The 7,469-nt window shown below is 40.2% G+C and carries 6 protein-coding genes; all 6 read left to right on the plus strand.

Annotated elements, in window-relative coordinates:
• Positions 1-36: 36 nt before the first annotated feature.
• Positions 37-3,789, plus strand: a complete 3,753-nt coding sequence (locus K8S13_RS06350; protein WP_291461312.1) for a hybrid sensor histidine kinase/response regulator — start codon at positions 37-39, stop codon at positions 3,787-3,789.
• Between the two features lie 14 nt (positions 3,790-3,803).
• The gene (locus K8S13_RS06355) at positions 3,804-4,364 is read left to right on the plus strand and encodes a response regulator (protein WP_291461314.1); all 561 of its coding nucleotides are present in this window, start codon (positions 3,804-3,806) and stop codon (positions 4,362-4,364) included.
• A gap of 79 nt (positions 4,365-4,443) precedes the next feature.
• Positions 4,444-5,208 carry an AAA family ATPase gene (locus K8S13_RS06360; RefSeq protein ID WP_291461316.1) on the plus strand — a complete coding sequence of 255 codons (765 nt, stop codon included), beginning with the start codon at positions 4,444-4,446 and terminating at the stop codon, positions 5,206-5,208.
• Between the two features lie 26 nt (positions 5,209-5,234).
• Positions 5,235-6,002 (plus strand): class I SAM-dependent methyltransferase, encoded by a 768-nt coding sequence (locus K8S13_RS06365; RefSeq protein WP_291461317.1) that lies wholly within the window; start codon positions 5,235-5,237, stop codon positions 6,000-6,002.
• A gap of 2 nt (positions 6,003-6,004) precedes the next feature.
• Positions 6,005-7,015, plus strand: a complete 1,011-nt coding sequence (gene amrS / locus K8S13_RS06370; protein WP_291461320.1) for an AmmeMemoRadiSam system radical SAM enzyme — start codon at positions 6,005-6,007, stop codon at positions 7,013-7,015.
• A 25-nt stretch (positions 7,016-7,040) separates the two neighbouring features.
• A partial coding sequence (locus K8S13_RS06375; protein WP_291461322.1) for a UbiA family prenyltransferase occupies positions 7,041-7,469 on the plus strand: 429 nt, incomplete at its 3' end.

Here is a 7,469-nt window from a genome sequence, read left to right on the forward strand (position 1 = left end):
GACAACCAAAGACGAAATAATTCCTGTAGGGTGAAAGTGAAATTTCTTGTTTCAGGTATATTAATTCTTAGCTTGATTTGCAGGCAGGCCATTGCAGACGAACGTCTGAAGTTTGATCATCCCTTAAGCACTGGAGCCTATAATGCCAGCGTTATGCAGGACCGTGAAGGCTTCATCTGGGTTGGGTGCACCAATGGAATTGTCAGGTATGACGGCTATGAAACCAAAACTTATAAAGCAGGCCCTAATCTCTTATCCTCATCCTATACGCCCGGTATATTTGAGGATGATGAAGGTCTGTTTTGGATTGGAACGGTTGGTGGCGGTCTGAATGTGTTTGATAAGAAAACCCATTCATTTACATACTATAAAAATGATCCAAACAATCCTGAAAGTATTAATAGTGACCAGTTTAACTGGGCACCTGAAACAATTGATCAGGACAGCCGGGGCCATATCTGGCTGGGAACACTGATGGGATTAAACAGATTTGATAAAAAGACAAAAAAGTTTAAAAGCCTCACACATTTGCCGGATAATCCCAACAGCCTGAGTCATAATTCCATTTGGACAATTTTTATCGATAAAAATGATATTATATGGATCGGTACTGAAAAAGGGCTTGATTCGTATCATCCGGAAACAAAAAAATTTGTCAGGTATTTCCATGATCCGAGCAATCCTCAAAGTATTGGCAAAGGACGTGTATATGCTATTGAGGAAGGAAATATTGATATCTTATGGATCGGGACAAGCCAGGGGGGATTAAACAAATTTGATTTAAAAACTAAAAAATTTTCTCAGTACCGTCATGATCCTGATAACCCGGATAGCCTTGCTCATGATGAGGTTTATTCCATTACAAAGGATCGGAATGGAAACCTGTGGCTGGGGCGTTCCTATGCCGTTGCCGCAGGGCTTGAAATTTTTAACCCCAAAACAGAAACATTCAGGCGTTTCAGGCATGATCCTGAAAACGAAGACAGTATTTCCGGTAATATCATCATGGGTTGCTTTGAGGACAGATCAGGTATTATGTGGGTGGTTGAAAATACAGGGCCTGTTGATAAATATGATCCAAATCTTAAAAAATTTGAGATCTATCGCCACAGTCCACATGATTCAAACAGCTTAAGCTCCAATGTGGTGCCCACTATTATTGAAGACAATAAAGGCAATATCTGGTTTGCAACTCAGCTGGGAGGCTTGAACAGGCTTGGAAGAAATTCAAAATTCACAGTGTTTAAAAAAGACCCTGATAATCCCAAGGGTATTTCAGATAATTATATTTTTTCTATAATTGAAGATCATGAAAATAAGCTGTGGGTATCGATGAATAATGGAGTCCATGGGATTTTTAATCCTGCTACGGCCATGTTTGAGAAAAAATATAAAAACCCCTATGCCAGCGTGGTCGCCAGGGGAATGATAGAGGATAAATATGAAAATGATATCCTCTGGTTTGGCTCAGAAGCAGATGGGCTGTTCAGGTTCAGCAAAAAAACAGAAGAGTTTAAACAATTTAAAAATGATCCCAATAATCCCGAAAGCCTAAGTGCCAGCATTGTGCTAAGTCTGTTTCAGGATAATGAGGGTGTTTTATGGGTGCCGACACAAGGCGGTGGGCTGGACAGGTTTGTTAAAGAATCCCAAACCTTTATCCATTATAGAATGGACCCAAAAAATCCTCAATCGATTAGTGGGAATATGGTTACTGACTGTTATATCGACAATTCGGGCAGGTTCTGGGTATCAACAAGCGACGGTGGGCTTAATTTATTTGACAAAGGTGCGGGTACGTTCAAACATTTCAATGAACGCCATGGCTTTAAAACCAAATCTATTCGAGCTATTCTTGAAGACAATGATCGGCATCTCTGGTTGAGTTCGGATGTGGGGCTCATTAAATTCAGTCTTGATACTAAAAGAGTAATTACGGAATATTCCAAACTTGACGGACTTCAGGGAAATAATTTTTCTCTTTATTCTACAAGTGCTTATAAAACAAGAACAGGACAAATGTGGTTTTCAGGGTTAAACGGGGTCAATAGCTTTTATCCGGACAAGATAATAAATAACGGGTATATCCCGTCCATTGTGTTGACTTCCCTCAGGCAGGGGCAAAAAAATCTTGTCTTTGATGACTGCCTGGAGCAGGAGAAGAGCCTGCATCTTGACTGGCGAGATAATTTTTTTGAATTTGAATTTATTGCGTTAAATTATACCCAGCCCAGTAAAAATCAATATGCTTATTTTCTGGAAGGCTTTGAAAAAGAGTGGAATCATATCGGCAACCGTCGGTATGGTAAATATACAAATATTCCCGGCGGAAAGTATGTATTAAGACTGTTTGGTTCAAATAATGACGGGGTATGGAATTATAAAGGGGCATCCCTTCAAATCCATGTGGCAACCAAGCCCTGGAAGACCTGGTGGGCAATTTTAATCTATATCGTGTCGCTGGCAGGAGTTCTGTGGTTTTTTTACTGGTTTAAGACCCAAAGCTATGAAAAACAACTGGCCAAAGAGCGAAGAATATCAGAACAATTGAGATACATTGATAAGATGCGGTCAGATTTACTGGAAAAACAGAAGGCTGTTGAAAAAGAGCTGGTTAAAGCCAGGGACAATCTTGAAGTCATTGTTGCACAAAGGACCGGTGAATTAAAGGTGGCAAAGGAAAATGCCGAGGCTGCCAACAAGGCAAAAGGTCAATTCCTGGCAAATATGAGCCATGAAATCAGGACCCCATTGAATTTAATTTTAGGATTTTCCCAGGCACTTGAAAAAGATATTAAAGATGAAACGCAAAAAGAATACATATCTTCCATTCGTTTAAGCGGTAAAACGCTGTTAACCCTTTTAAATGATATCCTTGATCTGTCTAAAATTGAAGCAGATAAATTCAAAATTGAATATCGTGCATTTAATATTAAACAATTATTCCATGAAATTGACCAGATGTTTTCGGGAAAAATTGAGCAAAAAGGGTTAAAATTTGAACTGAATATTTCAAAGCATCTGCCTGAAATTGTTATTTTAGACGAAATCCGGCTAAGACAGATCCTGGTGAATATTGTGGGCAACGCTATTAAATTCACAGATAAAGGTTATGTTCGTATCCACGTGGAGTATCAGGCAAATGATCAGATTAAAGAGCAAAGGGATTTGGTTATCTGTGTTGAGGATACAGGTATCGGCATTCGTGATGATGAAAAAGAAAATATATTTAAAGTTTTTTCCCAGCCCAAAGACCAGGATACAAGCAAATATGGTGGAACAGGTCTGGGACTTACCATATCCAGGCGCCTTGTTGAAATAATGGATGGCAATATTTTTTTTGATTCCGCCCCGAACCAGGGCAGCCGGTTTACGATTCACATTAATAATGTCCGGCAGGCACCTTTAATCACCATGAGCCGGGAAGAACAAGCACATGTTAAACCCGGTCAAATCACACAGGATTTGTCAAAAACATTTGATGGTGACCTGTCATCCCAAACAATAGACAGACTTAAACAATTACAAAATAAATTAAAAGATATTGAAGAAAACACCTGGAATGATCTGAAAGATGCTATGGTGATTGATGAGATCAAAAGTTTTGCCGGGCAATTAAAATTTCTTGCTAAAGAATTTGAATATCAATATCTTTATTTATATGCTGAAAAACTTGAAAAACAGGCTGTAAAATTTGATATGGAACAATTGCCCGGTAGCCTGAATTTTTTTTCCAAAATAGGCAAACATCTTTCTAAAATAATAAGAGAATCAGGAACACAATCTTAATTCGGAGTTGTTATATGAGCAAGCAAAAATCATTAGTGCTGGCTGTGGATGATAAACCTCAGAACCTTCAGTTTCTTGGCAAGCTTCTGTCAGATAATGGATATGAAGTGGGCATGGCCCAAAACGGTGAGCAGACGTTGAGTTTTGTAAAGAAGAATGAACCTGACCTGATTTTGCTGGATATCATGATGCCGGGCATGAACGGGTATGAAGTGTGTGAACGATTAAAAAAAGATTTCAGTGCCCGTCACATTCCCATTATTTTTCTCACGGCTAAGACCGATTCAGAAGATATTGTAAAGGGATTTAATGTGGGGGGTGCGGATTATGTTACCAAACCGTTTAATTCTGCCGAACTGCTTGCCAGGATAAAAACCCATATTGAAATCAGGACACTCAGGGGACTTCTCCCCATGTGTTCCAAGTGTAAAAAAATCAGGAATGATGAAGGGTTTTGGAAACAGGTGGATTCATACATTGAAGAACATTCCCAGATAACCTTTACCCATGGAATCTGTCCGGATTGCTTAATAGAGCTTTATGGGGACGAAGACTGGTTTAAAAAGAGAAAATAAAGCTTCCTTGATTGCTTTTTTAAAAGATTGCCTTATGTTTACATGAAATATAAATTAAATAGTTACGTTTGGAGTTAATATGAGCAAAGTAATCGCAATGTCCGGCAAAGGTGGAGTTGGAAAAACAACAGTTTCAGCACTTGTGATGCGATATTTTACAAAATATCTAAATGATCCGCTTCTTGCAATTGATGCAGATCCTAACAGTAACCTGGGTGAAACCCTGGGACTTGAAATTGAAAAAACAGTGGGCGACATCCGTGAAAATTTTATGAAAGACCCCCAAGGAGTCCCTTCGGGTATGGATAAAATATTGTATCTTGAAATGCTGATGAATCAGGTGTTGATTGAGGAAAAGGATTTTGATCTTTTGGTGATGGGTCGACAGGAAGGCCAGGGATGTTATTGTATGGTCAATAATATTCTTAACCGGTTTGCCGATGAGCTGGAAGGCAATTATAAATATCTTCTTGTGGACAATGAAGCCGGGATGGAACATTTAAGCCGGAGAACCAGTGGTAAGGTGGATATCCTGTTGATGGTCACCGATTATGCCTTAAGGGGACTTCGAGCTGTTGGAAGAATCAATGAAATGCTGGATAGTCTTAAGCTGGATGTAAAACATAAGGGCCTGATCGTTAACCGGGCACCGGAAAATTTAAGCAAAGTCTTTCTGGATGAGGTTGAGAGTATCGGTGTTCCCATATTGTGCAGCATACCCGATGACAATAATCTTCTTGAGTTTGATATGGAAAGGCGGTCGCTTCTTGAACTGGAAGATGACACCCCGTCAGTTGTTGCCATCAACCAAATGATGGGAAAGGTCAAAGAGATTATTGATTAACCTGATGGAATAATGGTGGATTAATTATGGGCTATGTATTTGATTTTCAGGATGCAGGATCATATGATGCCTGGTTTGACCCGGCCAAAAATAAGTATTGCCTGGATTTTGAAATCAAATTAATGATGGATCTTTTGTCCCCTAAAAAAGGACAGCGAATTCTTGATATCGGCTGCGGCACCGGTATCAGCCTTGAGCCGTTACTGGATAAGGGGTTGAATCTGACAGGGTTAGACCCTTCTTTGTACATGCTGGATCTTGCATCAAAAAGACTTGGCAATCATGTGGATCTTCACCGGGGCTCGGCTGAAGATCTTCCGTTTGAGGACAATGCATTTGACGCGGCTTTTTTTTTCACAAGTCTTGAGTTTACAGACAGGCCTGCTAAGGCCATTGAAGAAGCCTGCAGGGTGGCAAGGGAAACTGTAATTGTCTGTGTCTTAAACCGGTATGCGCCATTAAATATGGTCCGCAGGGTTAAAGGTTTTTTTGTGCCCAATATCTTTACCCATGCCCATTTTTTCAGCATCTGGGAACTGAAACAAATTCTGTTTGCTATTCTTGGAAATGTTCCTGTTAAATGGAGAACAACCTTGCAATTTCCTTTTGCCTGCGGACAGATAGCAGCGTTTGTTGAAAACAATAAAATTGTTCAAAAATCATTTTTCGGCACTCTCATTGGCATGAAGATTAAACCGGTGCCGAAATTTCGGACCCGGCCCTTGATGCTGAAGATAAAAAAATCAAAGGCCTATCGCCCTGCAACAGGGCTGGCCACACGGATGAGGTCTTAAATATGGAAACCCTGATCTATGATAAACTGGATAAAAAAAGAGTAAAATGTCAAATCTGTCGTCATTTTTGTGTCATTAAAGATGGGGAAAGGGGAATCTGCCGGGTTCGGGAAAATAGAGGCGGCAGGCTTTATTCTCTGGTATATCCAAAAGTGATTGCCACCAGCATTGATCCCATAGAGAAAAAGCCCCTTTTCCATTTAAAACCTGGCTCATCATCCTATTCCATTGCCACAGTGGGATGTAATTTTAAATGCACTTTTTGCCAGAATGCCAATATTGCCCAGATGCCGGGGGATTATAATGACTTGATACAGGGAAAAGACTTTTCTCCGGTGGCCATTGTCAAAGACGCTGTAAAAACGGGTTGCGACAGCATTTCATATACCTATACTGAGCCCACCGTCTTTTTTGAACTGGCCTTTGAGACGGCAAAGCTTGCAAAAGACCAAGGTTTGTCTAATGTTTTTGTCACCAACGGGTTTATGAGTACCAAGCTTCTTGAAATGGCTTCTCCTTATCTTGATGCAGCTAATGTGGATCTGAAAGCCTTTAATGATAAGTTTTATCAGACCTATTGCAAAGCAAGGCTTGAACCGGTTAAAGAAAATATTAAAACAATGAAAGATATGGGAATCCTGGTGGAAATAACCACCCTCCTGATCCCGGGTTTGAATGATGACAGGGATGAAATTCAAGCCATGGCTGAATATATTGCCAATGATCTGGGTTGCGAAACACCCTGGCATATTTCAAGATTTCATCCCTGCTATCATATGATGGATAGACCGGTAACCCCGGTACCCGCATTGGAAAAAGCATATAAGGCAGGTAAAGCTGCTGGCCTTAGATACGTCTATATTGGAAATGTGCCGGGTCTGTCGTCCGAGAATACCTATTGCCATTCCTGCAATGAACTTCTAGTGAGACGTGCGGGTTATCAAGTAGAAACTTATTTGCAGGAACAGGGGAAATGTCCTGAATGTGATACAATTGCCTATGGAATATATTAAAAACAAGATATTGGTTTATGGGAGAATGATTAAATTTTCCCATACAATTTTTGCACTTCCCTTTGCATTGTCCGCCGTGGTGATGGCCTGGGAAAATCATTTGCCCTCAATCTGGGATTTTATCTGGATCTTAACGGCCATGGTGGGGGCAAGATCTGCGGCAATGGGGTTTAACAGGATTGTGGATGCAGATATTGATCTTAAAAATGAAAGGACAGCCATAAGGGAAATCCCATCAGGATTATTGTCAAAAAAGGAAAGTTTGCTTTTTGTTGTCCTGTCATCCCTGGTATTTATTTTCTGTGCAGCCATGTTGTCACGCCTTTGTTTGATCCTTTCTTTCCCGGTATTATTTTTTTTATTGTTTTATTCCTATACCAAACGGTTTACAAAGTTTTGTCACCTTTATCTTGGATTTGCCATCTGTCTTGCCCCTGTGGGAGCATGGGTGGCC

It is taken from the genome of Desulfobacula sp., from assembly GCF_021107415.1.